Source organism: Sorangium sp. So ce1504 (assembly GCF_051521635.1).
In the GTDB taxonomy this organism is placed as follows: Bacteria; Myxococcota_A; Polyangia; order Polyangiales; family Polyangiaceae; genus Sorangium; species Sorangium cellulosum_B.
The window spans coordinates 2,926,408-2,945,651 of the sequence record NZ_CP150365.1 but is presented as its reverse complement, the minus strand read 5'-3'; the positions used below and the strand labels follow the sequence as shown (position 1 = coordinate 2,945,651).

The following is a 19,244-nucleotide window of genomic DNA, read 5'->3' as shown; positions in this document are numbered from 1 at the left end:
AATATACGCTTGCACGACACCCGTGCGACCTTCATCACCAGCAACCAAACCGAATACAGGTAAAGTCACAAAGGATTCAACCCCCAGCGAGCTGCCGGTCGTTGCCGCAGAGGCGCTGCTGGCGTTGGCACGGTGGCTGCGTACACGGTCGAGCGACGCGCCGTGTGAGCGGCGAGGTCCGGGAGGGACGGTGCCACATGCCCCAGCAGAGGACCACCGAGGAGCATCTGTGGGCGACGCTGACGCCAGAGAGTCAGGCGCAGCTCGTGAGCGTCCTCAGCAGCATGCTGAGCCGTTGCCTGGCGGCGCACCAGGAGGCGGCCGATGACAACCATGGCAGGGTCCTGCACGAGCATCGAGGCGCGCCCGACGAAGCTCAGCAGCCGCCACCTCGATCGGCTTGCAATCGTGTACATACGCCAGTCATCGGTGTACCAAGTTCAGCACAACCAAGAGTCGACACGACTGCAATACAGCCTCGAAGCGATGGCGCGGGGGCTCGGTTGGCAAGCGGAGCGGATCCTGATACTCGACGAGGACCTCGCAACCTCGGGGGCTTCGGCGGCGGGGCGCCACGACTTCCAGCGGCTGTTGGCCGAGGTCGCTCTGGATCACGTCGGGATGATCCTGGGCGTGGAGATGTCGCGAATCGCACGCTCGAACAAGGACTGGCACCAGCTGCTCGAGCTATGCGCTCGCTTCGGCACCCTGATTGCAGATTTAGACGGTCTCTATGACCCGTCGCAATACAACGATCGACTGCTGCTGGGACTGAAGGGGACGATGTCCGAGGCCGAGCTACACATCCTGCGTCAGCGGCTGCTCCAGGGCAAGCTGCAGAAGGCGCGCCGTGGAGAGCTGAGCAAGCCAGTGCCCTCGGGCTACCTGCTGCAGGCCTCCGGCGAAGTGGTCCTCGATCCCGATGAGTCAGTCAGGGCGGTTGTGCGCTTCATTTTCGAGCAGTTTGAACGCCTCGGCAATGTGCGTGCCGTGCTGTGCGCGATGGTCGAGCAGGGGCTCCAGATCGGCGTGCGTCGTCGAACCGGGGCAGACCGCGGTGGCCTTGAATGGCACCGTCCCCATCGTGGCATGGTGGCGAACATGCTTCGCAATCCGATCTATGCGGGAGCCTATGTGTATGGCCGTCGCAAGACGGACCCACGTCGGCAACAACCAGGCCGCCACGCGACGGGGCGCACGCCGTTCGTGGAGCCAGCGGACTGGCAGGCCTGCGTCCGTGATCGCCTTCCGGCGTATATCAGCTGGGAGCAATTCGAGCGTAACCAGCTTCGCCTAAAGACTAACCGTACGCAGGCGGCCTGGGGCGCCGTGCGGCGTGGGAGCGCCTTATTGCAGGGGCTCGTCAAGTGCGGGCGCTGCAACGTGCGAATGTCGGTGCAGTACGTCTCATGCAAAAAGAACGGACGTCTCTACCCGCGTTACGTCTGCAACGACGAATCGGTTCACCATGGTGGTCGGCTTTGCACCAGCATCTCAGGCCCCTGTGTCGATCGGGTGGTTACGGCGTTGGCGCTTTCGGCGTTGACGCCGGTCGCGCTGGAGATCAGTCTGCGGGTTCGCACCGATCTCGAGCAGCAGCGTACGCAGCAGGAAGCCCTCTGGCAGCAGCGCCTCGAGCGTGCACGCTACGAAGCAGAGCGCGCCGCTCGGCAGTATAGGAGCGTGGAGCCAGAGAACCGGCTTGTAGCCCGCACGCTTGAGCGAACCTGGGAGGACGCGCTCCGCTCCGAGCGCGAGTTGCGCGAAGCGTACGAACGGCACTCTCAGCAGGCGCCTCAACACCTGACGACCGAGGACCTCGCTGCTATCCGTGCCCTTGCTACAGATCTGCCTGCGCTTTGGAACGCGCCTACAACGACGGTTATAGAGCACAAGACTGTGTTGAGGCTATTGATCGACCACGTGGTCGTCACGACCGAAAACGACACGTCGTGGATGGATCTAATCGTGCATTGGGTCGGTGGGCATCAAACACATCAGCGCATCCGCCGCCCCGTTCACAACCTGGGCAAGACGGGATACAAGGATGCGCTTATGGCGACGATCTACGACCTGCGGTGCAAGGGGCTCACGGCAGAACGGATCGCCAAGCAGCTTAACGCAGACGGCTGGATCACTCCGACACAGCAAAACCAGTTCAACGGTCGATTGATCTTCGCGATGCTGTCTCGCTACGGCTCCGTCCCCCGGGGGCCCAAGCCGCCGCCGAGGAACGCCGAAAACGCCTGGTGGGTTGCGGACCTGGCTCGCGAGTTGAAGATGCCCGTTGTCACCCTGCATGGGTGGCGCCGCCGTGGCTTGGTGCAAGCTCGCCGGATCGAAGGGCAGTGGGCAGTAATCGTCGACAAGGTGGAGCTACGACGGCTTCGTCGACTCCGTCGTGAACACCCTTTACCGCCGAGCAGGAAGGCCTCGAAAAGAATGTGACAGGAGTTGCATCATGCGTGGTCGATCACAATCGAGCTCGCGAACGGCCGCACGGAGACGTGGGGAGGCGGGCTCGAAGTCGCCGAGCGACGACGCGTCCCTCGCCCGCGCGCTGCATGACGAAGCGCCCGACGCGGTCGATGACGACACCGGCCAGCCCGCAGGGGGCGACGCGACGGCTACCGGCGGCGCGTTGGGTCATGCCGGAGGCTCGCTCGGCCGCGAATCAGCCGGAATCATCTGACATTATTGACATTTCGTCCGATCCCGCCGCGTCGTATCAGGAATCCTGGCGGGGTTTCTGACACGCGGAATCAGCGCAGGCGCAGCTGCACCCCCAGCATCCCCGTGACGCCGCCCTTCGGCAGCGCCGCCTCGGGCTTCGGGTGGACGCGGAGGTCGGTCTGGTGGATCCGCACGAACGCCTCGGCGCTCCCGAGGACGGCCACGCTGCCCTCGGCCGGCCATACGAGGTCGATCGCCGTGCGCGTCCCGAGGGTCAAGCCGTGCCCTGTCTCTTCGGGCTTCTTCGGGTCGCCCGGGGAGGCGATCACCCAGTCGGCGGCGGCCTCGATCCTCGCCCGGACGAGCGCGTCGAGCGGCACGATGGGCGCTGCGATGCCGCCGCCGCCCCCGAGCGCGAGCCACTGGACGGACAGCCCCGGGGCCGGCTCGCGCAGGGCCGTGGCATAGGACGCCGAGAGGGTCCCGAAGAACCCCGAGCGCCGGTCGAGCGCCGTGGCCATGACCCAGGCGCCGGCGCGGGCAGGGCCCGCGGCGCCGGCGGGGCCGCGATCGAGCCCGTTGCCGACGAGCCCGCCGGCGGCGAGGAACCAGCCCAGCGGGCGCGGCGGCGGCGAGGCGGCCGCCGGCTCGATGCCGGCCGCCGCCGCGCCGGTCGGCTCGGGCGGCGCCGGGGCGCCGGCGCGCTCCGACGCCAGGGCCGCGACCAGCAGCCCCGCGGTGCGGTAGCGGTCGGGCAGCGGATCCTCCTCGCGGAACTCGATCTCGCGCGACGACAGCGTGCCTTCCGGAGCGCCGACCGAGGCGACGTCGACCCGCAGGCGGCGGTGGTCCGGGCCGTCCAGCCAGACGACGGCGAGCGCCCGGACCGGGGTCCCGGCGCGCTTCGGGTCGCCGAGCGCGCACCCGCCGCCGCCGGCGGCGCGGGAGCACGCCTCGACGAGGAGCGCCGGGAGCTCGCCATGCACGGCAGGGCCCGACGCGATGTCGACGACGATCGGGGCCGGCACGAGAATCTACCCGGGACCGACGCTACCGAGCGGGAGGGGCGAAGGCAAGCAGGAGGCAGCCGCGGGGCGCTCGCGGCGGTGCCTGGCGTCTCCCCTTCGAACCATCAGCCCTGCGAGGGCGGTCGCGCGCCATCGTGGCGCCCTTCGACGAGCGGCGTGACGATCCGTCGAAGCGAACGAACTGCCGACGCGGATCGAGCGCCCGGCCGGCAGTTCGAAGGGCATTTCAGCCACCCCCAGGACATCCAGCGGCGCCTGGTCGAGGAGGAGCTCCACCTCGTCCAGAGCCGGCCGATCACGACCCTGTATCCCATCCCGAAGCAGGTGATTCAGGCTCGAGACAGCGGCAGGCCAGTCGATTGGAATTGACATTCGGAATGTGAACGCTCACATTTGCCTGGAGGGGCATCCTTCTGCTTCGGCGGTCGACGGCGATCGACGGCGTGCCGCCAGGGTCCCTGGGGCGCATGAAGACCCGTGTACCTTTGCCCCGCCAGCGCCACGGGAGGATGGCAAGGTTGGATCGACATCGACTGTTCCATAACACCGACCGATGGCGTGCACGACTTCTGCTCGCGGTTCGCGGGAAGCCGGTCCGAGCCGCTGTTCGACTTGGCCCACGTTCGCTTCCAGCGAGAGCCGGCATCGTCGCACGTCGGGCTCGGCTGGACCGAGCCTCGTGAGTTGAGGCTTGACGTCTCGGAAACGTTTGGCTTTCGACTTCGAGCTGGGTCTTCTGCCGTCGGCTCAGGCAATCCTGCGCTCGCGCCGCGTCGTGATGATGCGTCGCAGCCTCGTCCGGTCGGCGCCGGGCCGGACGCTACCGCATCCCAGTCGTAATAGAGATCTGTCGTGCGGGTCGGATCGAGGCGACGCCTCGGGTCCCCCCGGCTCGATCAGCGACCCGAATCGCGGAGTGACGCGATTGGGACAACTGTCCTGGTTCGCTCGAGGCAAACTGGCGTCGCTATGAAATGAAAATCGAACCGGGCTTTCACGTGGGCCGCGGTGGGCATGATCGTCGGCGCGAGCTGCCCCTTCTGCAGCGACGGAACCTGGAAGATCTCTTCTGCCGATCCCCCCAAGAACATCGATCATGTTGAACTTGCGAGAATTCTCGGCACTGCGAGGAAAGGGGCTGCGGTCTCCTCGGGCCATGCGCTGGTGCGCGTCCGGAGCTGCGCCCATGGTAAAGATCGGTCGCCGCCGGTGGAGTTTGCGAGCTGCATTCACTCGCCAATAGCGCCCGTTAGGAGAAGAGATGAAAAAGACGCTAATGCTCACGTTCATATTCGCCGCACAGGGCTTGAGCTGCACCGCTGACAACCCCGGCGCCGAGAAGCCCACGGAGACCGGAGACGCTGGCGGGGCAACTGGAGGAGACGGCGGGGGTGGTGGCCGCACAGCAAGCGGAGGAGCGGGGGGGGGCGGCGGCGCAGCAAGCGGAGGAACGGGAGGCGGCGGCGCAGCAAGCGGAGGAACGGGGGGCGGCGGCGCAGCAAGCGGAGGAACGGGGGGTGGCAGCGGCGCAGCAGGCGGGGGAACGGGTGGCACTGGCGGTTCCGGTGACGCGAACGCATCGACCGGGCCGTGCGATCTTTACGCGAGCGGCGGCACGCCGTGTGTTGCCGCCCATAGCACGGTGCGTGCCCTCTTCGGGGCCTACGCCGGGAAGCTCTATCAAGTCCGGCGTGCCTCGGACAACGCGACCAAGGACATCGCCGTGCTCAAAGCCGGGGGGCCCGCCGATTCCGCACCACAGGACGCGTTCTGCTCCGGGACCTCGTGCGTGATCACGGTGCTCTACGACCAATCCGGACACGGGAATGACCTCTGGTACCAAGGCTCGGACGTGGTGCCCGGTTCACCGAGGAGCAGCCCAGCGAAGGCCACCACGGAGTCGCTGAAGGTCAGCGGGAGCAAGGTCTACTCGCTTTACATCAACCCCGGCAACAGCTACTGGCGCGACGGCCATACCACCGGCGTTCCGACGGGCAGCGCGCCGGAAGGCCTGTATATGGTGACGAGCGGCACCCACGTCAACGGCGGGTGCTGCTTCGACTACGGCAACAGCGAGACCACCCGCAAGGCCGACAGAGCTGGTGCCATGGACGCCATCAACTTCAGCAAGCAGTGCTGGTTTGGCGGCTGCTCCGGCACCGGTCCGTGGGTGCAGGCCGACCTGGAGTGGGGTCTGTTTCCGGGCGGCAGCAGCGATTGGAACCCGAATCAGAAGGCGTTTCCGCACAAGTACGTCACTGCGATCCTGAAGAACGACGGGACCACGCGCTTCGCGCTGAAGGGCGGCAACGCTCAGTCGGGCGGTCTGACCAAGCTTTACGAGGGCTCGCTGCCGAACGGCTATAGCCCGATGAAGAAGCAAGGCGCCATCGTGCTCGGCAGTGGTGGTGATTGCTGCAAGCCCGACGGCGGCGCGAACGACAGCGCGGGTACGTTCTACGAGGGCGCGATCGCCGCCGGCTACCCGAACGATGCCACGGAGGACGCGCTCCAGAACAACATCATTGCGGCAGGCTATGAGTGAGCGGGCGCTGATGGAGTGTCTAGCACTGCTGCGGGAGGCAGTCCTGGGTGTGCGTGCTCAACCCCAGCCAGGCGACCTTTGACGCGGTGCGGCCGTCGCTGGCCGAGGCCTATCAGCAGGCTGTCAGCAGGTACGCGAAGCGCGAGAGCCGTGAATGAGGTCGAACAAAGCATTGCTCGACGAGGGCGACGAGGAGCGGCAGAACGGGCTCGCCGAGCCCCGGAAGGCCATGCGATGATCCCGGGCCATGCTCGCGCGCCGCCGGGGTTGAACCGCCGTGACCGACAGCCACTCCGTCTACCGCGCAATCCCGCCGCCGGAGCCGCTGCGCCCGTTCATCCGCAGCCTCTGGGTCTACGACAGCTACCGTCCAGAGCACCTCGTCGATCGGGTGCTGCCCACCGGGACGCTCGAGATCGTCATCCCCCTCGGCGGCAAGCGGCTCTCCTGGACAGAGCCGACCGGCCGCGACGGGACATGCCGCACCGCCCTCGTCTCCGGCCCGCGCCAGTCCGCGTTCGACGTGCCCACGGCTCCCCAGGCGCGGCTCGTGGGCGCGCACTTTCACCCCGGCGGCGCGTGGCCGCTCTTCGGCCTCCCGATGGACGCCCTCACCGACCAGCACCACCCGCTCGACGATCTGCTCGGCGCATCCGCGCGCGATCTCGTGGAGCGCATCGACGGCGCGGCGACGAACATGGAACGGCTGGCGACGCTGAGCGCGTATTTCCTCGATCGCGCCCGGGCGTGCCGCGCGTCGCACGCCGCCGTGACCGCGACGGTCCGGCGCGCGGCGCGCGGCTTCACCGAGGGCGCGATCGCGGTGGAGGTCGCGGCCTCAGGGCTGAGCCACCGCAGGTTCATCGAGCTGTTCCGTCGCGAGGTCGGCTTGACGCCGCGTGACTTCCTGCGCGTCCAGCGGTTCCAGCGGGCGCTCGACATCGCCGCGCGGAGCGGGCGAGCCGGGGCCGATCTCGCCTACGCAGCAGGGTACTCCGACCAGTCGCACTGGATCCTCGAGTGCCGGAAGCACTCGGGCCTGACGCCGCGCGAGCTCCTCGCCAGGCAACGGGGCGCGCGCCCCATCCCGCCGGCCGAGAGGGGTCAAATGCTTCCTATTCGCTGACCTGGCGCGCGATCCAGGCTGCGCGCATGCACATCATCTTCGGTTCCAGCGGAGTCGTGGGGAGCGCGGTCCTGGCGGAGCTTCACCGCAGAGGGCTGCCCGCGCGCGGCGTCTATCGTTCGAGGAGGCCGGCCCACCACGCCGGCGAGGTCGCGCGCGTCGATCTCGAGACCGGCGACGGCCTCGACGCGAGCCTCCGCGGGGCGACGACCGTCTTCCTCGCGACAGGAGACATGCTCGATCAGGTCACCGCCGAGCTCCGCGTGGTCGAAGCGGCGCGGCGCGCCGGAGCCCACCGGCTCGTCAAGCTCTCGATCATGAGCGCGGAGAGCGAAGCGTTCTTCTATGCGCGCGTCCATCGCGCGATCGAGCGCGGGGTCGAGGCCTCCGGGATCGCTTACACGCTCCTCCGGCCAGGCGGCTTCATGCAGAACTTCATCAATTACCACGGTCACGCGATCCGGACGGAGGGTGTCCTCCGCCTGCCGTGCGAGGACTTCGAGGAGAACGTCATCGACGCGCGCGACATCGCCCGCGTGGCGGCCGAGTGCCTGTCATCGGACCGCTTCGAGGGCCAGGCGCTGACGCTGTGCGGGCCCGAGCCGCTCTCGTACGCGTCGATGGTCGCCGAGATCTCCGGGGCGACCGGCCGGAAGGTCACCTTCGCGTCGACCTCGGCGGAGGCGTTCCGCGCGGCGATGCTGCCGTATGCGGTATCCCAGGAGCACGTCGACGGGATCACGGCGATGCTCCGCTTCCATCAGATGGGTCGGGGGCCGAAGACGAGCGACGCGGTGCTCGACGTGACCGGCGCTCGGCCGCGCTCCTTCGCGGAGTTCGCGCGCGAGCACGCGTCGAGCTGGCTCCCGTAGGGCTGCGACGAGCTTCCCCGGCAAGCTCGTCAGGGGCGGGCTCCCTCGCCTTCTGGTCGGTCGCAGTGACGCGTCGCCGACGCCTGTGGTGCCCTCGAGAGCCGCCAGCGCTATCCTGCGCGCATGTCCGGAGCCGCGTCCGCCCGTCGCCTCGCCACCGCGGACGATCTCCTGGCCATCCCAGAGCGCGAGCGTTTCCACGAGGTCATCGGTGGCGAGCTCGTTCGCAAGGCCATGCCGAGCGGCCCGCACGGGCGCGCCCAGCTCCGGATCGGAAGCCGGATCAGCGGACCCTATGACCGGCGGCCCGGCGGCCGCTGGCCCGGTGGCTGGTGGTTCGCGACCGAGGTCGAGGTCGAGATGGAAACCCATGAGGTCTACCGTCCCGATGTGACGGGGTGGCTGCGCGAGCGCTTGCCGGAGCTGCCTCGCGAGGTGCCCATCCGGGTACGGCCGGACTGGGTATGTGAGGTGCTATCGCCGTCGAACAGCCGCAACGATCTGTTCAAGAAGCTTCGAACGTACCAGCGCTGCAAGGTGCCCCACTACTGGATCGTCGACCCCGAGACGGAGACGCTCATGGTCTACCGGTGGATGACAGAGGGATATCTGCTGGTGCTGGCCGCCGAGCGGGAGGATCGGGTCAGGCCCGAGCCTTTCGATGCGATCGTGCTGAAGGTAGGCACGCTGTTCGACGACGACGACGAGGACGACGAGGAGCGGCAGCGGTGACGGACCGTGGCCTACGGGACCACCTCGATCCACGCCGACGCGCGCACGGCGGCGTCGGACGCCGGATTCAGCTGCAAGAGGCTCGCTCCGAGGACGCCGGTCCGGCGGTTCCGGGCGAAGGTCACGGGCGGCGCCGGGCCCGCGTCGAAGTCGCGCAGCCGCTCGAGCGCCGCGATCAGCCCCTCCCGCGTCGCATGAGCGCCGGCGCGCTTCAGCGCCTCGATCGCGATCTGCGCCGCGACGTAGGCGCTCGCCTGGATCCCGAGCGGCCCCGGCGCCACGCCGGCCCGGCGCAGGAACGCCTGCAGCGCTTGCTCTGACGCCCGCTCCCGCTCGCTCAGGGAGCCTGGGTACACGAACAGCACGCGGCCGGCGAGCTCGCGGGACAGCGCCCCGGCGTGGCCGGCGATCGATCCCGGCGAGGCGTAGATCGGCGCGGCCGAGCCGGCGTCGTCCAGCGCCGCCCTGGCGCTCGCGAGGTCCGCGCCGGGGCCCCAGAAGAGAACGGCCCGCGCCCCGTGCGCCCGCGCCGCGCCGGCCACGTCGCGCGGCGAGAGGTGGCCAGGCTCGAAGGAGAGCGCCGGCGGCGCAGGGAGGTCGCGGTGAGCTGCCTCCTCGCGCGCGCCCGACGCCCAGGCCTCGCCGGCGCGGTCGCGCGTGTGCACGACCAGCGCAAGCGCCCCCGCGGTCGCAGGAGCGCCGGCGAGGTGCTTGACCGCCACGCGGGCCAGCACGTCGGGCCCAGGCAGCACCTGGAACACGAGATCGTTGGCCCCGGCCGCGCCCCCTCGGGCGACATCCCGCGCGCGGCCAGGGGCGCCGCCGGCCAACCCGGGTGCGCCCGCCCCGCCAGCCAACCCGGGTGCGCCCGCCAGCGACAAGGGCCCCACGAGCGGCGCCCGCTCCTCCGAGAGGCGCGCCCGCAGCGCCGGATCCCCGTCGAAGGCGCTCCCCACCAGCGCCAGCACGCCCCGGTCCAGGAGGCGCGCCGTCGCCCCGGCCTCGCCCGCCGGCCCGGCGCTGTCCTCCACACGCAGCTCGAGCCTCCGCCGGTAGATGCCGCCCCGCGCGTTCACCTCGGCGAACGCCGCCATCAGCACGTCGCGCGCGGCCGCCCCCACCGGCGCCTCCGGCCCGGTCAGCGGCAGCGCGGCGCCCAGCGCCACCGAGCCCGCCGTGACGCCAGGGTCCAGATCCCGGCCGACACAACCCAAATAGTCAATAAGATCCGATAGATCCGCCTCTGCCAGGTGGTACCGCGGCATCACCGGGCTCAGCCACTGCCCCGCGGGCCCTCGCCCCTCGCGGATCGCCGTCACCAGCGCGGCGGCGGTCATCGCCCCCTCGCCTGCCCCCCTCCCCTGCCCTGCTCCCCCACCCCGCTCGCCGCTGGCCCCTAGGCGCAGCTCGGCCGCGAGCGGCGGCGCCGTCACGCCCCCCTCGGTCGTCCCCTGCCCGCTGGGGCCATGGCAGCCCGCGCAGGCGGCCTCGCGGCCGGAGAGCGCCGCGGCGCCGCCGACGATCGCGCCCTCGATGGCCCGGCCGTCCTCGGTCGCGCCGCGCTGGTAGATGCGCTTGCCGCGCCGGGCGGCCGGCGAGAGCTCCTCGCACGACGCCACCTCGCCCGCCGCAGGCGCGTGCGCCCGAGGCGCGCGATCGTCGCGGCCGAGCGCCCACGCCGCGACCGCGCAGATCCCCACCGGCACCGCAGCCAGGAGGCCGAGCCGCGCCCTCCCAGAACGGGCCCCCGGCCTAGCCACCGCCCGCGCTCCGCGCCGCAGCCCCTCGCGGCGGAAGCAACGCCCGGACCTCGTCCGCGAGGCGCCCCGGCGGCGCGATGCCCTCGACCCGCGTCCAGCGGCCCTCCGCCTCGCGCCCGATGAGCGTGATCGGCGCGTGCCGCTCCTTGATCGGAGCGCGCCCCCCGAGCGCATCCAGCACGCGGTTCACGCGCTCGCGCCGCCCCGTCAGGAACGACCAGCCCTTCCGCCGGCCGAACTTCTCGGCGTACGCGTTCAGCCGCTCCGGCGTGTCCATCGCGGGGTCCAGCGAGATCGAGACGAGCCGCACGTCCCGGTCCAGCGCGCCGCCGAGCTCGGCCTGGAGCCGGCCGAAGATGGCCGTCATCGGCGAGCAGATCGTCGTGCAGGTCGTGAAGATGAAATTGACGGCGAGCACCCGGTCCCTGGCGAGCTCGCGCAGACGGACGGGCCGGCCGTCCTGATCCACGAGCTCCTCGTCCAGCACCTCGACGCCCGTCGCCGGCGAGGCGCGCACCTCCGCCGCGCCGTCCGCGGAGAGCCCAGGTGGCCCCGCGGCAGCAGCGACGTCCGGAGGGAGCCCTGGCGGCCCCGCGGGAGCGGGGGCCGCGTGCTCGCCAGGAGGCGCGTTCCCGCTCCCGCGGCCGCACGAGGCCGCGGCGAGCGCGCCGGCCAGGACCAGCGCTTTCGATGCACCGAGCGACAGGAAACGCATTGTGGGCCTCACCGTGGGTCGTTGAGGTGCTGGACGGCGCGCGCGAGCGCCTCGGGCTCCTCGGTGGCGAACGCCTTCAGCCACATGCCGGTCGACGTGTCGCCGACGAGCAGCGTCATCGTGTGCTCGTCGGGGCGCTTCACCTGGCCGCCGAGGCGCTTCAGCACCGCGGCGACGTTCTCGGGCGTGCCGGTCAGGAAGTACCAGCCCTCGCCCGCCTTGAACTTCGCGGCGTACTCCTTCAGCGCGGCCGGCGTGTCGTTCTCCGGGTCGACCGTGATCGTCAGCATCGTCACCGCCTGCCCGCGCGCCCGCAGCAGCGCCTGCACGCGCGCGAGGTTCGCCGTCATCGTGGGGCAGACGCCCTTGCACGAGGTGAAGGCGAAGTTGATGAGCACCTTCCGGCCCCGCAGCAGCCCGTCGTAGAAGCGGTGCGCGCGGCCGTGCTGGTCGACGAGCTCGGTGTTGGTGAAGTACCGCGCCGCGGCGGCGTCGTCCTCCCGGGAGACGCCGCCGATCTTCATCCGCTCCACGCGCGGCGCCTTGCCCTCCGCGGGCGTGAAGCGCGCGGACGAGGAGATCGCGAGCGCGAGGGCCGCCGCGGCGAGGGCCGCCCCGGGCCTCATCGCGCACCTCCGCCCTGCGCGCTGGCGCCGCGCGGGGAGACCCGGAGCGGGACGAACGGGAGCGCGCCGACAGGCGCCCCGCGCCCAGGGACGGCGGCGAGGAAGCGGTACTGGCCCGGCGCGGGCGGCGTGAACGCGACGGAGAACGTGCCGTCCCCGTCGGCCCGCGGCGCGCCGCGGAAGCGGTACCCGGCCGGGAACCGGACGACCATCACCTCGATGTCCTCAGCGTCGAGCGCGTCGAGCGGAGGGCCCCCTTCGCCCGCGGTCGCGCGGAAGCGCAGCGTCGCGGGCTCGCCCGCCGCGAGCCGCAGGTCGGGCTCGAAGAGCGGCGCGATCGCGATGTCCTTCACGGGGTCGCCCCCGCAGCCGGACGCGTCGGCCTCGCCGTCGCCCGGGGCGCAGCGCGCGGGCGCCACGGTGGCCTCGAGGCACACCCCCGTCCGCGGGCGGTCGAGGAGGAGCTCGACGTCGTAGAGCCCCCCCTCGCCGAGGCGCACCGTGGTCGCGTACACGCCCGGACGCACCTCCTTGAGCGACCTGTCCTCGACGAGGATCGATCGCGGCTCGCGGCCGTAGCTCGGCAAGGTGCCGATCGGGGCCATCATGCCCTCCACGTAGACGTAGAGCGCCCTGTCGGCCGGGCTCGCGACGAGGGCGCCGTTGCCCTCGGGCAGGGGGGCGATGGGCGTGGCGAGCGCGGCCGGCCCTGGCCGCGCCGCGGCGGCCAGAGGCGGGCCCTGGCCGACCGCGATGTCGACGAGGGGCGGGGCCGCCGGGCCGCCGAGGGCCGACCGGTCGACGAGCGAGACCCGCGCGGCGCCCCGGTTGCGGATGTAGGCGAAGGCCCCGGTGAAGGTGACCGCGTCCGGCGCGGCCAGCCCGGTGAGCGTGTGCGCCACCGCGCCCGTCGCGCCGTCGAGGACGGCGACCTCGTTCGCGGACGGGTTCAGCGCGAACGAGAACCGCCCGCCCGGGTCGAACTGGAGCGCGCCGAGCCCGGGCTTCAGGGCGACGCGCCCGGCGACGGCGCGGCGCGCGACGTCGAGGATCACGACCTCGCCGCGCGCGGCGTTCGCCGCGTGGACCACGCCCGCTTCATCGCTCGCCGCGATGGCGACGACCCCCTCGCCCACCGCGATCTCGCCGAGCGGCTCGAGCGTCTCGCCGTCCACCACGGCCACCGATTCGCCCTGCTGGCTCGTGATCCACGCGGCGCGGCCGCCGCCGGTGAAGGCGATCTCGTGGTGGCCCGGGCCCACCGGGAGCGTCTTCAGGACGTCCGTCGAGCGGGCGTCGATCACGCTCACCGTCCCGTCGCCGTCGTTGCCCACCCAGACCGTGCGCCCGTCGGGGGCGACCACGACGCGCGACGGATCCTGGCCGACGGGGACGTTCGTCCGGACGAGCCCCCGCCGCGTGTCCACCACGGCGAGGCCCTGCCCGCCCCGGAGCGTCACGTAGAGGCTCTCCCGGTCGGGGTGCAGGACGAACGAGACGCCGCGGCCCGCGAGGCTGACCACGCTCCGGAGCTGCGTCCTGGCGAGGGCGACCTGCGGGTTGATGGCCGAGAGGGAGTTGTCCTGGTTCAGCGTCCAGAGGAGGTAGGCGTTCATGTCGACCTCGGGGCGCACGGACAGGAGGCCCGCCATGAAGCTCTTGATCTTCCCCCGGCACGCCGCCTCGTCCGGCGCGGCGTCGATCGCGCTGGCGAGGCTCGCCGCGGGCGCGCCGCTGGCGAGGCTCGCCGCGGGCGCGCGGCCGGAGAAGCTCGCCGCGGCGGCGCCGTCCGCCCCGGCGCGGCGCGACATCCAGCCGAGCGGCGTGAGGCCACGGACCGGCGCGCCCGTGGACGCGTCGGTGATGGTGAACTCGGCCACGACGTCGGAGCCCGCCACCGCCGCGGCCGGCCCCGCCCCGAGGCCGGTCCCCCCGCCCTGCTGGCCGCGATCCAGCGGCCGCAGGGCGAACGCGATGGAGAGCCCATCGCGCTCGACCCGGCTCTCCTGCAGGGGAGCCGCCGGCTCCTCGGGCTGCGCCGGCGGCGCGAGCTGCGCCGGCTGCGCCGGCCGCTCGGCCCCCGGGTCCTGCGAGGCAGGGAGCGCCTCTCTCCGGCCGCAGCCGAGCGCCGTCGAGGCGCTGAGCCAGGCCAGCGAGAGCCAGAGTCCGCGCGCGCCCATCGAGGCGCCGTCCATCGAGATCCGTCGCATCACAGGCCCCTCCTCCCGCTCACGGCGTGACCCGCCAGATGCCCCAGAGCCCGCCGGTGAGCATGGCGTTCGACTGGTCCATGTAGAGGCGATCGCCGGGGACCTCGAACATGCCGCCCGACCTGAAGTAGGGAGTCACCGTCCACGCGGTCATGGGGCCGATGCCGCCGTGCGCGCTCACGGCGAAGCTCTTGCTGTTCCGGCCCTGGTACCGGGATCCCGAGCCTTGCGCCCACGGGTTGTACGCCCACTCCGTGTTCGAGAGCCCGAACGAGTGCTGGCGCCGGTGCCCCGAGGCCTGCAGCACCCGGAAGCGCACGCGGTCATAGCGCCCCGCCGTGAAGATCGGCGTCGCCGGATCGCCGCGCCCCGCCGAGCTGAAGACGCCGCTGACGTCGAGGCCCGGGCGGACGCCGAGAGGCGCGTCCGGCCCCACGCCGAGCCGCGCCCAGATGGGCTCGGCGCGGTAGTTGAACGCCTTGTGGCCAGTGAAGTCGGGATCGGGAGGGCCAGCGACGTTCGCGAGGGTGGCGCCGCAGCCCAGGGCCGGGTTGAGGCAGCGGAAAGCCGCCTGATCCGACTGCAAGGGCACCTCGTCCTGGTAGAGGAGCACGAACTCGCGGAACCAGATCTCGGAGCCGTTCTCGTCCCGGTGCTTCACCTGGGCGGCCGCGCGGGAGTCCCGGCTCGGGTACCAGACGGCGCCCTCCGGCTCGACGATCAGCGCGCCGATCCCGCCATGCATCGGGTGGTTCACCACGTCCGCCATGTCCTTGAGGTTCACGGCGCCGAGCTCGATGGGCTGCCAGCGGACGTCGCCCCGCGCCGTCACGGAGATGTCGCCGGCATACCAGGTGTACGTCCGCTGCTTCCCGCGCTCGACCGTCTGATCGGGGTTCTGGCCCACGTTCGCGCCGTCGCTCGCCGTCACGTCATACCCCACGAGCTGCGGGTGCAGCGAGACGCGGTTCGACGGCTTCACCTGGTTGACGTTGAACCCGTCGACGATGGGAGCGTTGTAGTTCCAGTGAGGCGACTTCGGCGGATCCTCGGGCAGGTCGTTGACGAGCGTGACCTCGACGCACTCGCCGGCCGCCGCGCGCAGGACGAGCGGCTCGGGCGGGCGCGCGCCCGAGCGCAGGGCGGCAAGATCCTCCTCGAGGACGAACAGGATGGCGTTGGGATCGTTGAGCCCGTACGTGGCGTTGTACGTGAGGCGATCGCCCGGCAGGTTGCCCTTCGCGGTGATCGCGTGGACGACATACGCCCTCTTCTGCGCCTCGGGCGGGCACACCTCGACCTCCCGGCGCCTGCCTCTCCGCAGCGACGCGCCCGAGAGCGGCAGGAGATCCGTCTGCCGCTCGCCGTGGACGCGCAGGATGCCCCACCGCCCCTCCCAGAGATCGTCCGTCGGCGCGCCCGCATAGAGGTAGTCCGCGCCGCCCGCCGCGTTCTTCCGGAAGAGGGGCGCCGCGTCGAGCGCGAGATCCGCCTGCTCCGAGACGCCGATGGCCTGCCCGTTGGCGTAGCCGCTGTCGGGATCGGTCGACTCGTTCAGCCACTTCTTCCCGTGCACGGTGAACACGTGCTGCTCCGCCTGCGCGCCCTGGGTGAGGCGGATCAGCGTGCGATCGCCCTCGTACGCGCGGAGCAGCGGCGTCGCGGGATCCCCGTGGACACGCGAGCTGAAGACGTTGTGCATGGCGCCGGCGTCGCCGCTCTTCTGGACGACCGCGCGCGTACTGCAGTTGCGCTCGGCGATCCGGAGCGGGATCGGCTCGTTCCGGTAATTGATGAGCCCGACGCCCGAGTCACGCCACGAGATCGCGTCGGGGGTGGAGGGCCCATGGGTGATGGCCACCGGCAGCGGCGCCGGCGCCTGCGACGACGGGTTCACCGGCCGGCCGCACTCGTCGTAGACGGGGCCGTAATCGGCGATGCTCAGGTTGAACTCGCGGAACGGGCTCCGGTGGTCGCCCGGGGGAAACAGGATGTCGGCGCGGTAGCTCGTCGGCCCGCCGTCGCTGCGATCGCCGAAGAGCGCTCCGGTCTCCGGATCGCGCCAGATCGAGCCGGCCGGCTCGACGACGAGGCCGCCGTAGAGCCCGTGGTGCTGGTGCGATGAGGCCGAGAAGTGATCGTGGGTGAAGGCCGTGCTCAGCGCGCGGTCCTGGCCGGCCTCGCTCATGATCGAATCGGCCCACCAGCGCTGTATCGTGGTCTGCGCCCCGAGCGACGGGCTCGTCATGCGCGGGTGGCGCGTCGGGTCCTCGAGCCGCACGCGCGCCCCGGGCTCGCCGCTCCTGACGCCGGCGGCGAGGGCCCCGCCGAGCGCGTTGGCCGCCTGGATGCGCGCCACCACCTCCTCCATCGCGAGGGCCCCGTCCTCGTAGTTGAAGCCGTTCGCCCCGCCGTCCGAGGAGGTGACGTCGAACTTCACGAGGTGGATGTGCTGGCCGATGACGTCGGTGGGCGTGAAGATCTGGAAGTCGTCCGCCGCGAGCGCCGCCGGGATGAGGTTCGTCGCGTGGAACACGACGCACTCGCCGGATTGCGCGCGGATGAACAGCGGCTCCGGCGCCCTCGTGCCGTCGAGGGTGGCCTCGACGTCCTTCTCGAGGACGATCATGCGGGCCTGCGCGTCGTGCCAGCCGGCCCGGTTCACCGGGGCGTTGGTCTGGACGTAGGCCGCACGGTAGGTGCGCACCGGCGCGCCTGGCGGGCACGGGTCCGCGAAGGGGGCGCCCGCGGCCGGCGGCTGGCCGTTCACGAGGAAGAGCGCCGGCTTGCCGGCCGCCGTGAAGGCGGGGTAGCCCTTGACGGGGAAGCCGTAGCGCTCCGGCGCCAGCACGGCGCCCGGGAACGCGCCCGCGTGGAAGTTGGCGGCCGCCACCTCCGACGGGGTGCCGTCCTTCGGCAAGAGCTGCACGTCGGCCCTGGAGAGCTGCACGTCGAAGAGGCCGCGGCCGCCGGCCGCCGCGCCTCCCGGCGGGACGTTCGCGATGTAGTGGCGCGGGAGCCCCCCGTCGTGCTCCATGTCGCGGGGCGGCTGCGACGGCCGGTGCCCCGCGACCGCGGCGACGTAGAACGGATAACCCGGCATGGGATCGCGCTCCTCGGTCTTGCCGTCGGCCATCCTGACCGACGTCCGCTCGTAGGTCGGCATCGGCGCCAGCGCGACGCCGGGGATCGGCACGACCGCGGGTGTGGGCGTCCCCGCCGCGAGCTCGCCGTCCGGGAGCGAGCGGTCCGGCGTGCCCGCCTCGAAGACATCGTGTGTGCGCCAGAGCCCCCACATGCCCTGCGCGAAATGGGCATACAGGTGGCAGTGGTAGATGGCGTCTCCCACGGAGAGGTTGCGGTTGCCGCCTCCGCCATAGGTGATGTCATACGTGTAGGCGGCCCTCGGGCCGATGGTCTGCGAGTCGATGTACGCGCTCTTCTCGTTGCCCGGCGACCGCAGCCACTGGTGGCCGTGGAGGTGGAAGACGTGCGTCTCGCTGGGGCCGGCGTGGAGGTTCCTGACGCGGACGGGATCCCCGAGGTAACCGTGGGATACGTTCGAGGGGTCGTCCGGATAGAGGGCCTCTGTCGCGTTGCCGGCGTCGTCCCGGTCGATGTTCAGCGCCGGATCCCCGTTGACCCACGAGCTCAGGAAGAACTCCTCGAACTTGCACTCCTCGCAGCGCTTGCTCGGGCCGATCCTCCGCTTGTTGGCGAAGACGGCGCTGCCCAGGCTGGCGGCGCCGTAGTTGATGCCGAAGCCGGTGCGCACGCCGTTGTAGCGCGGGTCTGCCTGGTACTCCGCGATGGGCTGCACGACGCTCAGGATGTCGTGGAAGAGCACCGTGAACTCGCGGAAATAGCCCATGTTCTCGGAGGCAGGGGAGCCGACCTCCGTCTCCTCGCCGAAGCCCGCGATGATGGCGTTGACGTCGCCGTGCACGATCTCGCCGGCGTCGTCGATCATCTTCAGGATCGGCCGACCGGACGCGTCGACCGCGTTGTAGTCGATGCGCGGCGTGCCGTCCGGGTTCGAGGGGTTCTGGGAGGCGGCCGAGAGCTCGGCGGCCGTCACCTGCGAGCGGTAGGCGACCGCGCCCGGCGGCTCGACGGTGACGGCGCCGTACAGCGTCTGGGAGATCCGCCGCCCCGGCCCGGGCTCCGAGCCGACCATGGCGCCGCCGCTGTGCATGAGGAACGTGCCCTCGCGGCCGGCGAAGAGCTCGTACTTGCGCGTCTCGCCCGGCGCGGCCAGCGAGCTCTCGTTCTTCCCGACGTCGCCCGCGAGCGCGTCGATGTTCCGGATCTGGAGCCCGACCACCTGGATCGAGGCGTCACGGGTCGACGCGGAGGCGCTCGGCAGCGCGCCGGTCGCGGGCGTGAGCCAGTTGGTGAACGAGATGGAGAGCCTGTCGCCGGCGTTGACCCGCAGGACGAGGGGCCTCGGGCGCTTGCCCGGCCGCAGCGTCGCGTTGCCAGGACCGATGGACTTCGACGGATCGGCGGCCACCACGTCCCGGCGGAGCGCGTACACCATGCCCCCGGGGTTGAACGCGCCGAGGCGATCGTAGACGAACATCTGATCGATGGCCACGACGTCCGCGAACACCGTCCTTCCAGACGCGGGTGCATGGAAGTCGTAGCGCACCTCATCCTGGCTCTCCAGGACGCTCTCCTCCTCCGGAGGAGGCCCTTCGGAGCCGGAGCACCCAAGGACAGCCACCATCGTCATGGCCCATCCGGACCGCCAGGGAAGCCTCATCAGCACGGGGATCTCCTTGCTCCGGGTGGAGCCGAGCAGGAGCGCTCGCGTCGAACGTTTTTCGTAGGAACGCCAGGCACGAGCACGCCGACGGATGCGCGCAATGCAATGCGCGGCCATGCGCCGACCGAAGCCTGGCAGTTGTAATAAAACTCTGTCTCCCAGCCCCCCTCGGGTCAAGAATCTTCGCTA

Annotated in this window: 11 protein-coding genes and 2 pseudogenes; 7 read left to right on the top strand and 6 right to left on the bottom strand. The window is 71.2% G+C overall.

Annotated elements, in window-relative coordinates; genetic code table 11:
• Positions 1–324: 324 nt before the first annotated feature.
• Positions 325–2,448 carry a recombinase family protein gene (locus WMF39_RS11430; RefSeq protein ID WP_437740889.1) on the top strand — a complete coding sequence of 708 codons (2,124 nt, stop codon included), beginning with the start codon at positions 325–327 and terminating at the stop codon, positions 2,446–2,448.
• 314 nt (positions 2,449–2,762) lie between these two features.
• Here the strand turns inward: WMF39_RS11430 and WMF39_RS11425 are convergent, their stop codons facing one another.
• Complete coding sequence (locus WMF39_RS11425; RefSeq protein ID WP_437745561.1) at positions 2,763–3,701, bottom strand: hypothetical protein; 939 nt, start codon at positions 3,699–3,701, stop codon at positions 2,763–2,765.
• 156 nt (positions 3,702–3,857) lie between these two features.
• Between WMF39_RS11425 and WMF39_RS11420 the strand changes: the two genes are divergently transcribed.
• The 6 genes and pseudogenes from WMF39_RS11420 to WMF39_RS11395 all read left to right on the top strand — a co-directional run bounded on the left by WMF39_RS11420 (position 3,858) and on the right by WMF39_RS11395 (position 8,976).
• Positions 3,858–4,070: a hypothetical protein gene (locus WMF39_RS11420; protein ID WP_437748165.1), complete on the top strand. Its 213-nt coding sequence runs from the start codon at positions 3,858–3,860 to the stop codon at positions 4,068–4,070.
• Positions 4,071–5,280: 1,210 nt separating this feature from the next.
• Positions 5,281–6,246: pseudogene (locus WMF39_RS11415) on the top strand (arabinofuranosidase catalytic domain-containing protein); the annotation flags it as partial.
• A 44-nt stretch (positions 6,247–6,290) separates the two neighbouring features.
• A pseudogene (locus tag WMF39_RS11410) lies at positions 6,291–6,404 on the top strand (DUF6194 family protein); the annotation flags it as partial.
• 119 nt (positions 6,405–6,523) lie between these two features.
• The gene (locus tag WMF39_RS11405; protein ID WP_437745560.1) at positions 6,524–7,372 is read left to right on the top strand and encodes an AraC family transcriptional regulator; all 849 of its coding nucleotides are present in this window, start codon (positions 6,524–6,526) and stop codon (positions 7,370–7,372) included.
• A gap of 26 nt (positions 7,373–7,398) precedes the next feature.
• The gene (locus WMF39_RS11400; protein ID WP_437745559.1) at positions 7,399–8,244 is read left to right on the top strand and encodes an NmrA family NAD(P)-binding protein; all 846 of its coding nucleotides are present in this window, start codon (positions 7,399–7,401) and stop codon (positions 8,242–8,244) included.
• Positions 8,245–8,367: 123 nt separating this feature from the next.
• Entirely contained in the window at positions 8,368–8,976 is a 609-nt protein-coding gene (locus WMF39_RS11395) for a Uma2 family endonuclease (RefSeq protein ID WP_437745558.1), read from the top strand.
• 11 nt (positions 8,977–8,987) lie between these two features.
• Here the strand turns inward: WMF39_RS11395 and WMF39_RS11390 are convergent, their stop codons facing one another.
• Genes WMF39_RS11390 through WMF39_RS11370 form a run of 5 tightly spaced genes read right to left on the bottom strand, consistent with a single transcriptional unit; the run spans position 8,988 to position 19,022 of the window.
• Complete coding sequence (locus tag WMF39_RS11390) at positions 8,988–10,682, bottom strand: cytochrome c/ABC transporter substrate-binding protein (protein ID WP_437745557.1); 1,695 nt, start codon at positions 10,680–10,682, stop codon at positions 8,988–8,990.
• A gap of 46 nt (positions 10,683–10,728) precedes the next feature.
• Positions 10,729–11,451 carry an SCO family protein gene (locus WMF39_RS11385; RefSeq protein ID WP_437745556.1) on the bottom strand — a complete coding sequence of 241 codons (723 nt, stop codon included), beginning with the start codon at positions 11,449–11,451 and terminating at the stop codon, positions 10,729–10,731.
• A gap of 8 nt (positions 11,452–11,459) precedes the next feature.
• Positions 11,460–12,077: an SCO family protein gene (locus tag WMF39_RS11380; protein WP_437745555.1), complete on the bottom strand. Its 618-nt coding sequence runs from the start codon at positions 12,075–12,077 to the stop codon at positions 11,460–11,462.
• Entirely contained in the window at positions 12,074–14,287 is a 2,214-nt protein-coding gene (locus WMF39_RS11375) for a YncE family protein (RefSeq protein ID WP_437745554.1), read from the bottom strand. The genes WMF39_RS11380 and WMF39_RS11375 overlap by 4 nt, the downstream gene beginning before the upstream one ends.
• 19 nt (positions 14,288–14,306) lie before the next feature.
• The gene (locus WMF39_RS11370) at positions 14,307–19,022 is read right to left on the bottom strand and encodes a copper oxidase (protein WP_437745553.1); all 4,716 of its coding nucleotides are present in this window, start codon (positions 19,020–19,022) and stop codon (positions 14,307–14,309) included.
• Between the last annotated feature and the right edge of the window lie 222 nt (positions 19,023–19,244).